The following is a 14,515-nucleotide window of genomic DNA, read 5'->3' on the forward strand; positions in this document are numbered from 1 at the left end:
GTCCCGCGCGAATCGCGCGGGACACCCGGCACCGTCATGTCTGCTTACGTCTGCTTCAGGCTCCCGGCGATCTCCCGCAGCGCTTCCGTCGCACGGATCAGCAGGCCGGGCCCGAAGGTGATCCGGGTGGCGCCCCGTTCGCCGAGGTCCCGCAGGGCGGCCGGTCCTTCCGGCTTCGCGGCGATGTTGAGCGGACCTTCGATGCCCGCCCGCAGCCGTGGAAGGACCTCCGGCGGCGCGAGGATCGGATAGACGCAGTCCGCGCCCGCCTCGACGTACAGGCGGGCCCGCTCGATCGCCCGCGCCGGATCTCCGTCGCCCCGGACGAACGTGTCCACGCGGGCGTTGACGAACAGCCGGTCGCCCGCCACGGCACGTACCTCCGCGAGCCGGTTCGCCTGCTCGCGTGGATCCGTCAGGGCCCCGCCCGACGAGTCCTCCAGGTTGCAGCCGACCGCGCCCGTCTCCAGGAGCCGCTCCACCAGCTCCTTGGGCGGCAGGCCGTAGCCGTCCTCGATGTCCGCGGACACCGGAACGGCCCCGCCGACCGACCGTACGATCCGGGCCACCGCCGCGAACATCTCGTCCGGCGGCACCTCACCGTCCGCGTACCCGAGCGACGCAGCGACCCCCGCGCTCGGCGTCGCGAGGGCCGGGAACCCGGCGTCCACGAAGACCCGCGCACTGGCCGCGTCCCACGGCCCCGGAAGGACCAGCGGGTCACCGGGCGCGCGCCCGTGGTGCAGGGAGCGGAAGCCGTCGACGAGGCTCACGGCGCGTACCCTCCCGGCTCGGTGCGGCGGCTGACCATCACCCGGTTCCAGCTGTTGATGACGGTGATCACCCCGATGAGATGGGCGAGTTCGGCCTCGCCGAAGTGCTTGGCCGCGCTCTCGTACACCTCGTCGGGCACGAACCCTCCCCCAGAGCCGAAAGCCTGGGAGGTGCCCCCAGTCAGGACGGTGACCGCCTCGGTCAGCGCGAGAGCGGCCCGCTCGCGCTCGCTGAAGACCGGGCCCGCCTCCGCCCAGGCGTTGAGCAGCGCGATCCGCTTGGCCGTCTCGCCGTTCTTCAAGGCGATGTCCACATGCATGTCGAGACAGAACGCGCACGCGTTGATCTGCGAGGCCCGGATCATCACGAGCTCGGCGAGCACGGGGTCGCCGAGCCCTCTTTTCGCCGTCGCGCCCAGCGCGGCGAGCGCGGTCCCGAAACCCTTGTCGAGGTGGGAGGTGCGGGCGCTCACTTGTGGTCTCCGGCCTTGTAGTGGCCGGGCACCTGGCGGGTGGAGACGCCGAAGCGGTTCCAGGCGTTGATCACCGTGATCGCGGCGATCAGCTGCGTCAGTTCCTGCTCCTCGAAGAGGGCCGCGGCCTTCTCGTACACGGCGTCCGGCACGAAGCCGTCCGTCAGGACGGTGATCGCCTCGGTCAGCTCGATCGCGGCGACTTCCCTGGCCGTGTAGAAGTGCTGCGACTCCTCCCACGCGCTGAGCTGGATGATCCGCTCCACGCTCTCGCCCGCCGCGAGGGCGTCCTTGCTGTGCATGTCGACGCAGAGCGCGCAGTGGTTGATCTGCGAGGCCCGGATCTTGACGAGTTCGAGGATCACCGGGTCGACGCCCTTACGGGCGGCCGCGTCGAGCCGGACCATCGCCTTGAAGACGTCGGGCGCGAGCTGGTGCCAGTCGAGGCGGGGGGTGTGCTCGTGGAGGTATTCGGGTGCGGGGGTGTTCTCGTTCGTCGTCATGCCATCGACCGTACGACTGGAGTAGCCCACAGGTATGGTCCATTCCCATGGAAGAATCGTGGGCCACTTTGGGCGTCGACCTCCACCTGGACACGGCCGGTGAGGCGACGCACTCAGGCGTACGCAAGGGCCTGACGGACGCCCTGCGCGAGGCGGTGCGCGGCGGCAGACTGCCCCCCGGCACCCGCCTCCCCTCGTCCCGCACCCTCGCCGTCGACCTGGGCATAGCCCGCAACACCGTCGCCGACGCGTACGGGGACCTCGTCGCCGAGGGCTGGCTCACCGCGCGCCAGGGCTCGGGCACCCGCGTAGCCGAACGCGCTGTGTCGCGCCCCGCCGGACCCGCACCGCGCCGCAGGGCCGCGGGCGGTCCCACGTACGACCTGAAGCCGGGCACCCCCGACCTGGCCTCCTTCCCGCGCGCCGCCTGGCTCAAGGCCGCCCGCCGGGCCATGACCGCCGCCCCGAACGACGCGTTCGGCTACGGCGACCCGCGAGGCCGCATCGAGCTGCGTACCGCCCTCGCCGACTACCTCGCCCGCGCGCGGGGCGTGCACACGGACCCGGACCGGATCGTCGTCTGCGCCGGGTTCGCGCAGGGCCTGATGCTGCTTGCCGGTGTGCTGCGGGCGCGGGGCCTGCGCGAGATGGCGGTCGAGTCGTACGGCCTGGACGTGCACTGGAATCTGCTGAAGCGGGCGGGGCTGCGGACGAGGCCGCTTCCGTTCGACGAACTCGGCACGTCGACGGTGGAGCTGGGTGGGGGTTCCGGTGCGGGCTCCAGCGCGGGCTCCGGTGCGCCGAAGGTGGCGCTGCTGACGCCCGCGCATCAGTTCCCGATGGGGGTTCCGCTGCACCCCGACCGGCGTGCGGCCGCGGTCGACTGGGCGCGGCGCGCGGACGGGCTGATCCTGGAGGACGACTACGACGGGGAGTTCCGCTACGACAGGCAGCCGGTGGGCGCGCTCCAGGGCCTGGACCCCGACCGCGTGGTCTACCTCGGCACGGCGAGCAAGTCCCTGGCCCCGGGGCTTCGGCTCGGCTGGATGGTCCTGCCCGCGCCGATCGCCGCAGAGGTCGTCGAGGCGAAGGGGGGCGCGGAATGGGCCTGCGGGGCGCTGGACCAGCTGACGCTGGCGGAGTTCATGACGTCGGGCGCGTACGACCGGCATGTGCGGGGCGCGCGTCTGCGTTACCGCCGCCGGCGGGACCAACTGGTCGCGGCGCTGGCGGCACGGGCGCCGGAGGTGCGGGCTTCCGGTATCGCGGCGGGTCTGCACGCGGTGCTGGAACTGCCGCCGGGCACGGAGCGCTCGGTGGTCCAGGCAGCCAGCTGGCAACGCCTCGGGGTCCAGGGCCTCGCGAGCTTCCGCCACCCCGCGGCAGCGGGCCTCCCCGATAGGGACGCCCTGGTGGTGGGGTACGGGACGCCGCCGGATCATGCGTGGGCGGGGGCGTTGGAGGCGCTTTGCAGGGTGTTGCCCTGAGGCTTGGTTATCTCAGCCCGGCCGGCGTTTGAGGCCATCTTGTACGGGGTCTGGGGCGGAGCCCCGGTTTCGGGAAGGGGCGGGCTTGGGGAATGCCCCGCAGGGACAGCCCTACCGAGCCCCTCCCACCGCCCCGCCCTCCGCAGGAGCCGGCGCTTCACCGAACCGCGCCAACGCCAACGCCCCCACCACAGCAACCACGAACCCCAGAACCGCGAGCCACTCCAACCCCTCCCGAGTCCGATCTCCCAGCCAGACGACCCCCACCACCGCAGGCCCAAGCGTCTCCCCGACCACCATCCCCGCGGTAGCGGTGGTGACGGACCCCCGCTGCAAGGCGGACGTAAGCAACAGAAACGCCGCACCCCCGCCCACCACCAAGGCATAAGAAGCCGGGTTACGAACCAACGCCCCCGGCGAGACCTCGTCGATGAGCCGCACCGCCACCTCCACCACCCCGAACCCGAACCCCGCCCCGAGCCCCAGAGCCAGCGCCCGCCCCCGCCCGGACAACCGCCCCGCCACAGCCCCGAGGGCCAGCACCCCCACCGCCACGCCCAACATCACCCACCGCAGAGTCGTCGACCCGACACCTTCCCCCTCGTCCCCCGAAGCGAGCCCCAGCATCGCGAGCCCCGCGCACACCACCCCCACGGCTCCCCACTCCACCCCGCTCAACCGCACCCGCAGCAGCCGCGAGGCCACCACCGCCGTAACGGCGAGGCTCGCGGCGAGCGCCGCCCCGACCGCGTAGATCGGGATGGAGCGCAACGCCACGATCTGCAGCAGGAATCCGAGCCCGTCGAGCCCGAGCCCGACGACGTACCGCCACTGCCGCACCGCGCGCAGCAGCAGCGCGGGGTCGACGCCGGAGCCCGTGCCCGGCGCGGTGGCGCGCGCGGCGATCGCCTGGAAGACGGAGGCCGTACCGAAGCAGACCGCTGAACCGAGTGCGCAAATCATCCCAAGAGACACGAAGTGACTGTAGAGGAGAGGGTTTCCGCGGAGCCGGTTGGCGCGGCGCGCGAACACTTACCTACGCTGATAACTGATCGATGATCACGTACACGACAACGGGGGAGCGCCAGAACAATGGCAGTGGAGCAAGAACAGCAGCCAGAGACCGACCAGAAGCCGCCGCGCCGAAGGCTGCGGTCCAGCACGGTCGTTCTCGGCGGAATGGGCGTCCTCGCGGCGGCCCTGACCTCGTGCGGCTCGGAACCGGACAAGCGATGCGTGGACCGCGACAGCTACGACTCCCTCACCGGCTACAAGATCGTCGCCGACAAGAACTGCAACAGCGGCTCGTCCTCCTCGTCCGGCAAGGGACGTAAGACGAGCGGCAGTTCCTACGGGACCGGCACGGGAACCGGTACCGGCAAGTCCGGCCGCGTGGACGCCGACTGGTACTACGACGCCGACATCGACGGCCGTCGCGCCGACTACGGCACCTTCAGTCGCAGCGAGGCAGTCGACCGCGACGGCTTCGGCTGCTCGGGCAGCGGCGGCGGCTGAGCCGGAAGCGAGAGGACCCGAGGCCCGAGACCATGGAACGCCGCACCCTCACCCCCCGCCCCGGCTGGCAGCAGACCGTCGAGGACCAGGGGCTCATCTACCCCCTCACCCGCTACCCCGACGACTCCCTGCGCCCCTACTGGGACGAGTCCGCCTGCTACGTCTTCTCGCTGCCCGAGGTGGAAGCCCTCGAAGAGGTCGTCGAGGAACTCCACGCGATGTGCCTCGCGGCAGCCGAGCACATCGTCGAGCACGACCGCCTCGCCGACCTCGGCATCACGGACCCCCGAGTGGCCGAAGCGGTCACCGAGGCCTGGCGCCGCCGCGCCGAACTGCCCTCCCTCTACGGGCGGTTCGACCTCCACTATGACGGCAGGAGCGGCGGCCCGGCCAAGATGCTGGAGTACAACGCCGACACCCCCACGTCCCTGGTCGAGGCCGCGAGCCCGCAGTGGTTCTGGATGGAGGAGTGCTTCCCCGGCGCCGACCAGTGGAACTCCCTCCACGAACGTCTCGTCGACGCCTGGAAGAAGCAGGCACCGCTGCTTCCGCCCGGCGGTCCGCTGTACTTCGCGCACTCGGCGGGCGACGAACTCGGCGAGGATCTGATGACGGTCGCCTACCTGCGCGAGACCGCGCAGCAGGCCGGGCTCGCCACCGAGGCGATCTCCATGGAGGACATCGGCTGGGACCGGCTCTCGCGGCGCTTCGTCGACAAGAAGCTGGGCTTCATCCGCGGCTGCTTCAAGCTCTACCCGTGGGAGTGGCTGACCACCGACCGATTCGCCCCGCACGTCCTGGAGACCCTCGACAACGGCGGCGGCACCGGTTCCACTCTCTGGATCGAGCCCGCCTGGAAGATGCTCCTCTCCAACAAGGCGCTACTCGCCGTCCTTTGGGAGCTCTACCCCGGCCACCCGAACCTCCTCCCCGCCTACCTGGACGGCCCGCGGGAGCTCGCCACCGGGCGTGGCTACGTCGCCAAGCCGCTCCTCGGCCGCGAGGGCGCCGGAGTCACGATCCATCCGCCGGGCACCGAGACGCTCGTACGCGAGGAGCCCTGCTGCTACCAGGAGTTGGCGCCGCTGCCCGATTTCGACGGCAACCGCGTGGTGCTCGGAGCGTGGGTCGTCGAGAACGAGGCGGCGGGGCTCGGCATCCGGGAGTCGTCGGGCCTGATCACGGACGAGTACGCGAGGTTCCTGCCGCACGTGATCCTCTGATGCTCGGCTGGGGGCATGGCCCAAATGCCCCTAGTACGCTGCCGTTTGATCGAGACGACGCACTCGGAGGCGGAGCGAAGATGTCCGACAGCAGGATCAACACCACGCAGCCTCACACGGCCCGGATCTGGAACTACTGGCTCGGCGGCAAGGACAACTACGCCGTCGACCAGGCCGCCGGGGACCAGATCCGCGCGCTGCACCCCGGTATCGGCGATTACGCGCTCGCCGACCGGCAGTTCCTCGGGCGCGCGGTGAGCCACCTCGTGACCGAGTGCGGCATCCGGCAGTTCCTCGACATCGGCACCGGACTTCCGACCGCCGACAACACCCACGAGGTCGCCCAGCGGCTCGCGCCCGAGACCCGCGTCGTCTACGTGGACAACGATCCGCTGGTCCTCACCCACGCGCGCGCCCTGCTCACCAGCACCCCCGAGGGCAGGACCGACTACCTCGACGAGGATCTGCGCAATGTCGAGACGATCATCGAACACGCTTCCAAGACGCTGGACTTCGACCAGCCGGTGGCGCTGATGCTGCTCGGAGTCGTCATCTTCATCGACGACGACTCCGAGGCGTACGGCATCGTGCGCCGCCTGCTGGACGCGCTGCCCGCCGGCAGCCACCTCGTCCTCTCGCACACGATCACCAGCCCGGCGATGCCCGACGTGGACGAGGCGGTGGCGTTCTGGAACGAGAACGGCACGCCCAAGCTCACGCAGCGCACGCCCGAGCAGGTCACCGGCTTCTTCGAGGGCCTGGAGCTCCTGGAGCCCGGGGTGGTCTCGTGCAACCGCTGGCGTGCGGAGGACGCGGCGGACGTCGAGGACGTGGCCATGTTCGGCGGAGTCGGCGTCAAGCACTGAGGGCTCACAGCCGGTTGTGGGCTCACGGTCGGCCGAGGGCTCAGAGCCGTACGAGCATCTTGCCGGTGTTGGCGCCGCGCAGCACGCCGAGGAAGGCGCCGGGTGCCTGCTCGATTCCTTCGACGACGGTCTGCTCATTGGGCAGGGTGCCGTCGGCGAGCAGGCCCGCGGCCCTGCCGATCCACTCGGGGAACAGGTCGAAGTGGCTGCTGACGAGCATGCCGCGCAGGGTCGCCTCGTGGGTGGCGGCACGGAAGAGGTTGTTCGGTCCGGGGGCGGGCGCGGTGGCGTTGTAGCCGCTGATGGCGCCCACGAGGGCGATACGGCCGCCGGTGCGGATGGCGCCGATGGCGGCCTCCAGGTGGTCGCCGCCGACCGAGTCCAGGTAGACGTCGATGCCGTCGGGGGCCGCCTGGGCGAGCTGTTCGGGGATGCCGCCCCGGCGGTAGTCGATGGCGGCGTCGTAGCCGAACGTGTCGAGCAGCTTCTTCGTCTTCGCGGGGCCGCCCGCCGAGCCGATCACGCGGGACGCGCCGAGCTCGCGGGCCAGCTGCCCCGCGACACTGCCGACCGCGCCCGCGGCCGCCGAGATGAAGACGGTGTCGCCTTCACGGACCGGCGCGGTGCGGGTGAGGGCGGCGTACGCGGTCAGGCCGGTGGTGCCCAGAGGGCCGAGGTAGGCGGAGGCCGGGGCGAGCGTGGTGTCGATGACGGTTGCCGTGGCGGCGTCCAGTACGGCGTACTCGCGCCACCCGAGGAAGTGCGTGACGGTCGCGCCCACCGGCACGCTCTCGGCGCGGGACGCCACGACCTCGCCGACCGCGCTGCCTTCGAGGGCGGCGCCGAGCGCGAAGGGCGGGATGTAGGAGGGGACGTCGTTCATGCGGCCGCGCATGTACGGGTCCACGGACATCCAGGTGTTGCGGACCAGGATCTGCCCTTCGGCGGGCTCCGGCACGGGGGTGGTGGCCAACTCGAAGTCGACGGAGGTGGGTTCACCGGAGGGGCGGGCGGCGAGGCGGATCTCGCGGGAGGTGGTGGGGGTGGTGAGGGCGGCGGGGGTGGTGGGGGTGGTGGGGCTGGTGGGGCTGGTGGGGCTGGACATGGTGGGTTGTCCTTTCGGGGGGTGGGGCTGGTTCCGTATGACCCGGTGACCGAGTGATCGGGTGACCGAGTGACCGAGCTGTCCTGGTCACGGGAGCCACAGTGCCGGGGGGCGCGCACGAACCACTGACGGCTGACGCACGGCAGCGGCCAGCGGCCCTCCCACGCACAGCTGCTGGGGGAGGACACCGCCGTCCGCATTAACGTGGCGGCATGCGATTCGAGGTGCTGGGCCCGTTGACGGTGCGTACGGCGGACGGTGCGGTCGTCCCGGTTCCCGAGCCGAAGGTCCGTGCCCTGCTCGCGAATCTGCTGATCCACCAGGGGCGTCCGGTCCCCGCGGATGTCCTGGTCGACGGCCTGTGGGGCGAACGGCTTCCGGGCAACCCAGCCAACTCCCTGCAGACCAAGGTCTCCCAACTGCGCAGGGCCCTGGAGAAGGCTGAACCGGGCGCGCGTGAACTCGTTGCGTACGGCCCTGCCGGGTATCTGCTGCGGGCGCCCGCGGGGGTGGCGCCGGAGGAGCTGTCGGACGCGGCCCGGTTCGTGGCGCTGTCTTCACGCGCGTACGACGCGGACGAAGCCCCTGACCCGCGTACGAGGATCTCGCTCCTCTCGGAGGCGCTGACGCTTTGGCGCGGACCGGCGTACGCGGATTTCCGCGACGCGGAGTTCGCGCGGGCGGCGGTGGCCCGCCTGGAAGAACAGCGGCTCACGGCTCAGGAGGTACGGGCGGAACTGCGCCTGGACATTCCCGGACCGGAGGAACACGGCTCGTTGGCAGACGAGTTGGCGAACCTGGTGGCCGAGCAGCCGTTGCGGGAGAGGCTGCGGGGCGCGTACATGAGGGCGCTGTATCTGGCGGGGCGCCCGACGGAGGCGCTGGACGCCTACCGTGACCTGCGCGAGGGCCTGGCCGAAGACCTGGGCATCGACCCCGGCCCGGAACTCACGGCACTCCACGAGGCGATACTCCGCCAGTCCCCGAAGCTGGCCTCGCCGGGGGCGGTCCCGCGTGGGGCGGCCTCACCCGGGCCGGCCTCGCCGGAGACGGCGATATCGGGGGCGTCGCCCCGCCCCGACCCTGGCCCACGCTCCCGTACGAACCTGCCCGCCCCTGTCACCGCTCTCGTGGGCCGCGATGACGCGGTGGGCCGGGTCCGGGAGCTGGTCGGAGCGTCGCGCCTGGTCACCCTGACGGGCCCGGGCGGCGTCGGCAAGACCCGCCTCGCGCTGGAGGCGGCGGCCGGCCTCGCGGACGACTTCGAGGAGGGCATCTGGCTGGTGGAACTGGCCGGCACGAAATCCAACGTCGCCGAAACAGTGGCCGCGGCCCTGAGCATCCGCGACAACCCTTCCCTCCTCCACGACGAGTCTCCGGGGACGGGCCCCGCTTCCGACCCCGGCACGGGTCCCTCCCCTGCCCCCACCCTGGTGCGACTCCTCGCCCGCGCTCTCGCGCCCCGCCGCACCCTCCTCGTGCTCGACAACTGTGAGCACGTCCTGGAGCCCGTGGCCGCCCTGCTCTCGGAACTTCTGCGGCACGCGCCCGAGTTGCACGTGCTCGCCACCAGCCAGGAGCCCCTCGCCCTCTCCGGCGAGACGCTGGAAGCCGTCGCGCCGCTCGCGGAAGAGGAAGCCCTGAAGCTGTTCGCCGAGCGGGCCGCCGCCGCTGCCCCGGGCTTCGTACTGGATGCGGACAGCACCCCGGACGCGGCCCTCATATGCCGCCGCCTCGACGGCATCCCGCTCGCGATCGAACTGGCCGCCACCCGCGTACGCGCCCTCGGCGTGCACGCACTCGCCGAGCGGCTGCACGACCGGTTCCGGCTGCTCAACCAGGTGCGCAGGGACGCCCCCGCCCGGCAGCGCACCCTCCGCGCGATGATCGACTGGAGCTGGGAGCTGATGACCCCGGAGGAGCAGGGTGCGTTGAGCCAACTCGCCGTATTCAGTGGGGGCTTCAACCTGGATTCAGCCGAAGCCGTGTACGGAGACCCCCGGTCGCCGGGCAGCGCATCGCCGCACCCCGCCCAGGGCGAGGCGGACGCGGACGTAATCGACCTCGTCACCCGCCTCGTCGACCGCTCCCTCCTCGCCACCGCACCCGGATCCGATCGCACCGATGGCGTCCGTTACCGCCTGCTCGAATCCGTCGCCGCCTACAGCCTCGAACGGCTCGAAGCGGCGGGGGAGACGCGGGCCGTGCGCCGCCGTCACGCCCACCACTACGCCGGTCTCGCCGAACACGCCGCCCCGCACCTCCTCGGCCCCCACGGGCAGCAGTGGCTGCACCGCCTGGACACCGAGGCCCCCAACCTCCGCGCCGCCCTCGACTGGGCCGCGGCCGACGGCGACTCCGCCCTCACGCTGCTCCTGGCCAACCACTGCACCTGGTACTGGTTCCTGCGAGGCCGCCTCGGCGAAGCAAAACGCTCCCTCACCCTGGCCCTGAGCCTGCCACCGGCGACGGCGACGGCGACGGGAACGGAGAGGGCGACGGGAACGGAGACGGACAAGGCACGAGCCTCCGCCCGCACGGCCCACGCCGCCCTCGCGCTACTCACCGGCGACGACACTCCCTACGACACCCCGTACGACACTCCCTACGACGCCGATGGTGCCGACACCGCCGATGGTGCCGACACCGCCGATGGTGCCGACACCGCCGCCGACCCCCGGTCCCGCTGGCTCCTCGCCCACGCCCGCAGCGGATTCGACCGCACGGAGAACGAGGACCTCCGGGTCGACGCGCTCCTGGAGGAGTTCCGCGAGGCGGACGACCGCTGGGGCGTGGCCGCAACCCTCAGCACCCGTGCCACGCGCGCCCTCTACCGCGGCGACCTCGTGGCCCTGCGCCGCGACGCCGAGGCCAGCGCCGCGCTCTTCGACGCACTCGGCGACCGCTGGGGCCAGCTGCAGGCCTCCGAACAGCTGGGCGTGCTCGCCGAGATCGCCGCGGACTACGAAACCGCCGCCAGGCTCCACCGCGACGGCATGCGCGGCGCGGAGGAGCTCCAGCTGTGGACCGAGGTGTCCTTCCGCCTCGCACGCCTCGGCCGCATCGCCCTGCTCACCGGTGACGACGCCGCTGCCACCGACTTCCACGAGCGCGCCGCACGCCTAGCCGCACAGCACTCGCACGGGCCCGCCCAACAGTTCGCCGAGACGGGACTCGCCATCGGCGCCCGCCGCCTCGGCGACCTCGACACCGCCGAGAAGTACCTCCTGCCCTGGCTCGCCTGGAACCGCCGCCTCGGCGTCCGGTCCGGCACCGCCCTGATCCTGGCCCAGCTCGGCTACATCGCCGAACAGCGCGGTGACGCGGCACGCGCCGAGGAACTCCACCGGGAGGGCCTCGCCGTGGCCCGCGGCACCGGCGACGAGCGCGCGGTCGCCCTGGCCCTCGAAGGCCTGGCCGGCGCCCGCTCCCTCGCGCACGACCACACCCGCGCCGCCGAACTGCTCGGCACCGCCGCAGCCCTCCGCGAGGCCACCGGCAGCCCGCTGCCGCCCGCCGAACGCCACGACGTCGACCGAGCCGAGCAACGCTCCCGCACGGCCCTCGGCGAGGACGGCTACGGCGCCGCGTACACCCGCGGCCACGACACCCCCGCCCCGAACCCGGCGGAATTCGCCGCGAACTAAGCGAACTAAGCGAACCAAGCGAACCAAGCGAACCAAGCGAACCAAGCGAACTAAGCCAGCACAGACCGCAGTTGATCAAGCCCCCAGTCCAGGTCCTCCTTACTGATCACCAGCGGCGGAGCGATCCGGATCGTCGAGCCGTGGGTGTCCTTGACCAGCACACCGCGTGCCATCAGCTTCTCGGAGATCTCCCGGCCCGTGCCGTACGACGGCTCGATGTCGACGCCCGCCCACAGCCCGCGGCCCCGCACCTGCGTGACCGCGCCCGTGCCGGTGAGCAGCCCCAGCTCGGCGTGCAGATGCTCGCCGAGCTCGGTGGCCCGCTGCTGGAACTCGCCCGTGCTCAGCATGGCGACGACCTCGAGGGCCACCGCGCACGCCAGCGGATTGCCGCCGAACGTCGATCCGTGCTCACCCGGCTTGAAGACCCCGAGGACATCCGCGTCCGCCACCACCGCGGACACCGGCACGACGCCTCCGCCGAGCGCCTTGCCCAGGACGTACACGTCCGGCACCACGTCCTCGTGCTCGCACGCGAACGTCTTCCCCGTCCTGCCGAACCCGGACTGGATCTCGTCCGCCATGAAGAGGACGTTCCGCTCGCGGGTCAACTCCCTTACGCCCGCCAGATATCCGGCCGGCGGCACCAGAACCCCGGCCTCACCCTGGATCGGTTCCAGGAGCACGGCCACGGTGTTCTCCGTGACCGCGGCGCGCATCGCCGTCAGATCGCCGTACGGAACGATCTCGAAGCCCGGTGTGTACGGGCCGAAGTCCGCCCGCGCCTCGGCGTCCGTCGAGAAGCTGACGATGGTCGTGGTCCGCCCGTGGAAGTTGTCGCGCGCGACCACGATCTTCGCCCGCCCGTCGGGCACGCCCTTGACCTGGTACCCCCACTTCCTGGCGGTTTTGACGGCCGTCTCCACGGCCTCCGCCCCGGTGTTCATCGGCAGCACCATCTCCTTGCCGCACAGCTCCGCGAGCCGCGTACAGAACTCGGCGAAGCGGTCGTGGTGGAAGGCCCGCGAGGTGAGGGTCACCCGCTCCAACTGCGCCTTGGCCGCGTCGATCAGGCGGCGGTTGCCGTGCCCGAAATTCAGCGCGGAGTATCCGGCGAGCATGTCGAGGTAGCGGCGTCCCTCGACGTCCGTCATCCAGGCACCCTCCGCCGACGCGACCACGATGGGCAGGGGGTGGTAGTTGTGCGCGCTGTGCGCTTCGGCCGAGGTGATGAACTCTTCGGTAGTCGACACGGGGTCTCCGTTCGTCCTGCGGCGGGGGGCGGGTGTGGCGCCCATTTCTATCGTCGCTCGGATCGTGGACGAGGAAACCCGCCGACCCGGCGTGCCCGCTAGGCTCGTCTCGACAGCACGGCGACTGGTGTACGGGGAACGAACCCCGAGGAAGCCGTGCGAGGCAAAACCTTCGAGGTGCCGACCTTCCCCAAGGTCTCGACTCCGCTCGACCAGGGGAGACCCCATCGGCACCCCGGGCCCACGACCGGACACACCGCTCGCCCCGGAGGACGCCATGACCCACCCCTCTTCTCCCGCTTCCCCGAACCCCTCGGGCCTCTCTTCTCCCGCATCCCCGAATCCTTCGGACGCGCCAGACACCCTCAGCCACCCCGCGCTCACCGCCGAGGACCCCGAGCTGGCAGCGCTCGTCGCCGCCGAGGAGCAGCTCCAGGCCGACACCCTGCGCCTGATCCCCAGCGAGAACTACGTCTCCACCGCCGTCCTCGAAGCCTCCGGCACGGTCCTGCAGAACAAGTACAGCGAGGGCTACCCGGGCCGCCGCTACTACGAGGGCCAGCAGAACATCGACCCCGTCGAACGCCTCGCCGTAGCCCGGGCCAAGTCCGTCTTCGGCGTCGAGCACGCCAACGTGCAGCCTTACTCCGGCTCCCCGGCCAACCTCGCCGTCTACCTCGCTTTCGCCGAACCCGGTGACACCGTGATGGGCATGGCCCTCCCCATGGGCGGTCACCTCACCCACGGCTGGGGCGTCTCCGCCACGGGCAAGTGGTTCCGCGGCGTCCAGTACGGCGTCCGTCACGACACGGGCCGCATCGACTTCGACGAGGTGCGCGACCTCGCGCTCAAGGAACGCCCGAAGCTGATCTTCTGCGGTGGCACCGCCCTCCCTCGCACCATCGACTTCGCCGCCTTCGCCGAGATCGCCCACGAGGCAGGGGCCGTCCTGGTCGCCGACATCGCGCACATCGCAGGACTGATCGCGGGCGGCGCCCATCCCTCGCCGGTACCGCACGCCGACGTGATCTCCACGACCACCCACAAGACCCTGCGCGGCCCGCGCGGCGCGATGCTGATGTCCCGCGAGGAGCACGCCAAGGCCATCGACAAGGCGGTCTTCCCGGGCCTGCAGGGCGGCCCGCACAACCAGACCACCGCGGCCATTGCCGTCGCCCTGCACGAGGCCTCGCAGCCCTCCTTCCGTGACTACGCCCACGCGGTCGTCGCCAACTCCCGCGCCCTCGCCGAAGCCCTGCTCGCCCGCGGTTTCGACCTGGTCTCCGGCGGCACCGACAACCACCTGATCCTGATGGACCTCACCCCCAAGGACGTCCCCGGCAAGGTCGCCGCCAAGGCCCTCGACCGGGCCGGCATCGTCGTCAACTACAACACCGTGCCGTACGACCCGAGGAAGCCGTTCGACCCTTCCGGCGTCCGCATCGGCACCCCCTCGCTCACCTCCCGCGGCCTGGGAACGCAGCACATGCCGACCGTCGCCGAGTGGATCGACCGAGGCGTCGCCGCGGCCCGTGCCGGTGACGAGGACGCCCTGACGAAGATCCGCTCCGAGGTCGCCGACCTGATGACCGCCCACCCCGCTCCGGGCCTGCCGGGCCACTGACCCGCCGGTCCGGGCGACCGCCCCCGGCCGCCGCACCCCGGCCGCC

The 14,515-nt window shown here is 71.7% G+C and carries 12 protein-coding genes; 6 read left to right on the forward strand and 6 right to left on the reverse strand.

Annotation, left to right across the window (positions count from 1 at the left end):
• Window positions 1-44: 44 nt before the first annotated feature.
• Genes ACWFR3_RS11500 through ACWFR3_RS11510 form a run of 3 tightly spaced genes read right to left on the reverse strand, consistent with a single transcriptional unit; the run spans window position 45 to window position 1,749 of the window.
• Window positions 45-773, reverse strand: a complete 729-nt coding sequence (locus ACWFR3_RS11500; protein ID WP_453734361.1) for an isocitrate lyase/PEP mutase family protein — start codon at window positions 771-773, stop codon at window positions 45-47.
• Window positions 770-1,246 carry a carboxymuconolactone decarboxylase family protein gene (locus ACWFR3_RS11505; RefSeq protein ID WP_453734362.1) on the reverse strand — a complete coding sequence of 159 codons (477 nt, stop codon included), beginning with the start codon at window positions 1,244-1,246 and terminating at the stop codon, window positions 770-772. The genes ACWFR3_RS11500 and ACWFR3_RS11505 overlap by 4 nt, the downstream gene beginning before the upstream one ends.
• Window positions 1,243-1,749 (reverse strand): carboxymuconolactone decarboxylase family protein, encoded by a 507-nt coding sequence (locus tag ACWFR3_RS11510; RefSeq protein WP_453734363.1) that lies wholly within the window; start codon window positions 1,747-1,749, stop codon window positions 1,243-1,245. Before ACWFR3_RS11510 ends, ACWFR3_RS11505 begins: the two co-directional genes overlap by 4 nt.
• Before the next feature lie 47 nt (window positions 1,750-1,796).
• Here ACWFR3_RS11510 and pdxR point away from each other — a divergent pair, with 47 nt between their 5' ends.
• Window positions 1,797-3,236 (forward strand): MocR-like pyridoxine biosynthesis transcription factor PdxR, encoded by a 1,440-nt coding sequence (gene pdxR / locus ACWFR3_RS11515; RefSeq protein WP_453734364.1) that lies wholly within the window; start codon window positions 1,797-1,799, stop codon window positions 3,234-3,236.
• A gap of 111 nt (window positions 3,237-3,347) precedes the next feature.
• On the opposite strand, the gene ACWFR3_RS11520 is transcribed toward pdxR, so the two are convergent.
• Complete coding sequence (locus ACWFR3_RS11520) at window positions 3,348-4,199, reverse strand: hypothetical protein (protein WP_453734504.1); 852 nt, start codon at window positions 4,197-4,199, stop codon at window positions 3,348-3,350.
• Window positions 4,200-4,328: 129 nt separating this feature from the next.
• Between ACWFR3_RS11520 and ACWFR3_RS11525 the strand changes: the two genes are divergently transcribed.
• The 3 genes from ACWFR3_RS11525 to ACWFR3_RS11535 all read left to right on the forward strand — a co-directional run bounded on the left by ACWFR3_RS11525 (window position 4,329) and on the right by ACWFR3_RS11535 (window position 6,840).
• Window positions 4,329-4,751 (forward strand): hypothetical protein, encoded by a 423-nt coding sequence (locus ACWFR3_RS11525; RefSeq protein ID WP_453734365.1) that lies wholly within the window; start codon window positions 4,329-4,331, stop codon window positions 4,749-4,751.
• Between the two features lie 32 nt (window positions 4,752-4,783).
• A complete protein-coding gene (locus tag ACWFR3_RS11530) occupies window positions 4,784-5,974 on the forward strand; it encodes a glutathionylspermidine synthase family protein (RefSeq protein ID WP_453734366.1) in 1,191 nt (396 codons plus the stop codon).
• Window positions 5,975-6,054: 80 nt separating this feature from the next.
• A complete protein-coding gene (locus ACWFR3_RS11535; protein ID WP_453734367.1) occupies window positions 6,055-6,840 on the forward strand; it encodes an SAM-dependent methyltransferase in 786 nt (261 codons plus the stop codon).
• 40 nt (window positions 6,841-6,880) lie between these two features.
• Here the strand turns inward: ACWFR3_RS11535 and ACWFR3_RS11540 are convergent, their stop codons facing one another.
• Entirely contained in the window at window positions 6,881-7,945 is a 1,065-nt protein-coding gene (locus ACWFR3_RS11540; RefSeq protein WP_453734368.1) for an NADP-dependent oxidoreductase, read from the reverse strand.
• 212 nt (window positions 7,946-8,157) lie between these two features.
• Here ACWFR3_RS11540 and ACWFR3_RS11545 point away from each other — a divergent pair, with 212 nt between their 5' ends.
• Complete coding sequence (locus ACWFR3_RS11545; RefSeq protein WP_453734369.1) at window positions 8,158-11,592, forward strand: AfsR/SARP family transcriptional regulator; 3,435 nt, start codon at window positions 8,158-8,160, stop codon at window positions 11,590-11,592.
• Between the two features lie 50 nt (window positions 11,593-11,642).
• On the opposite strand, the gene rocD is transcribed toward ACWFR3_RS11545, so the two are convergent.
• A complete protein-coding gene (rocD, locus tag ACWFR3_RS11550; protein WP_453734370.1) occupies window positions 11,643-12,845 on the reverse strand; it encodes an ornithine--oxo-acid transaminase in 1,203 nt (400 codons plus the stop codon).
• Between the two features lie 277 nt (window positions 12,846-13,122).
• Between rocD and ACWFR3_RS11555 the strand changes: the two genes are divergently transcribed.
• Complete coding sequence (locus ACWFR3_RS11555) at window positions 13,123-14,469, forward strand: serine hydroxymethyltransferase (RefSeq protein ID WP_453734371.1); 1,347 nt, start codon at window positions 13,123-13,125, stop codon at window positions 14,467-14,469.
• Window positions 14,470-14,515 lie beyond the last annotated feature (46 nt).

It is taken from the genome of Streptomyces sp. NPDC055189 (genome assembly GCF_053606765.1).

Bases quoted from the DNA above. Each gene is read 5' to 3' on its own strand.
- ACWFR3_RS11510 (WP_453734363.1), bottom strand. From the start codon at position 1,749: ATGACGACGAACGAGAACACCCCCGCACCCGAATACCTCCACGAGCAC.
- pdxR (WP_453734364.1), top strand. From the start codon at position 1,797: ATGGAAGAATCGTGGGCCACTTTGGGCGTCGACCTCCACCTGGACACG.
- ACWFR3_RS11520 (WP_453734504.1), bottom strand. From the start codon at position 4,199: ATGATTTGCGCACTCGGTTCAGCGGTCTGCTTCGGTACGGCCTCCGTC.
- ACWFR3_RS11525 (WP_453734365.1), top strand. From the start codon at position 4,329: ATGGCAGTGGAGCAAGAACAGCAGCCAGAGACCGACCAGAAGCCGCCG.
- ACWFR3_RS11530 (WP_453734366.1), top strand. From the start codon at position 4,784: ATGGAACGCCGCACCCTCACCCCCCGCCCCGGCTGGCAGCAGACCGTC.
- ACWFR3_RS11535 (WP_453734367.1), top strand. From the start codon at position 6,055: ATGTCCGACAGCAGGATCAACACCACGCAGCCTCACACGGCCCGGATC.
- ACWFR3_RS11540 (WP_453734368.1), bottom strand. From the start codon at position 7,945: ATGTCCAGCCCCACCAGCCCCACCAGCCCCACCACCCCCACCACCCCC.
- ACWFR3_RS11545 (WP_453734369.1), top strand. From the start codon at position 8,158: ATGCGATTCGAGGTGCTGGGCCCGTTGACGGTGCGTACGGCGGACGGT.
- ACWFR3_RS11555 (WP_453734371.1), top strand. From the start codon at position 13,123: ATGACCCACCCCTCTTCTCCCGCTTCCCCGAACCCCTCGGGCCTCTCT.